The sequence below is a fragment of the Mesorhizobium sp. WSM4817 genome, assembly GCF_055811135.1.
The window spans coordinates 1-525 of sequence record NZ_JBVVQQ010000129.1 but is presented as its reverse complement, the minus strand read 5'-3'; the positions used below and the strand labels follow the sequence as shown (position 1 = coordinate 525).

General features: G+C 56.2%; 1 protein-coding gene. It reads left to right on the top strand.

The features are described from left to right. A partial coding sequence (locus AC0L2K_RS35035) for a DUF982 domain-containing protein (RefSeq protein WP_473533666.1) occupies nt 1-257 on the top strand: 257 nt, incomplete at its 5' end. Nucleotides 258-525: the final 268 nt, after the last annotated feature.

Below are 525 nucleotides of genomic sequence, written 5' to 3'. Positions count from 1 at the left end.
GCTATATCGTGCAAGAGATTGCCAGTCTTGCGGACGCTATCGATTTTCTCAATGAGTGGCCCGAGGATCGCAGAGACCTGACCTACGAGACCGCCCTGAGGGCATGTTGTGATGCATATGCTGGGCACATACCGGTAGACGCTGCCAGCAATGCCTTTGTCGGCTTTGCAAAAAGAGTTGCGATATTGGAAGACCCAACCTCCGCCATGCAGTGGATCGCTGCGTGCAAGACGGGCAGCGGAAAGGTGCAGGCGTAGGCTTCCACAAACTTTGCGACACTGGCGCAAGGCGACATTGTCGAGATCGAGCTAGCCAAATCCCGCGCCACCCAACATGAACCAGACAGCGCTCATGACGATGGCTTGGGACGCCAGCGACCAAGTTTAGCTGCGAGGGTGCAGCCGAATCTTTCGGCTAAGGAAATAAATGCGAGCTGTCGCCGCTGGGCGTAGAGGGGGAGTGATGACCGGCTCGAGCAGATTTGAAAGGCCAGTCGTTGTTCAAGTTAGCCGTCACAGTTCGGAG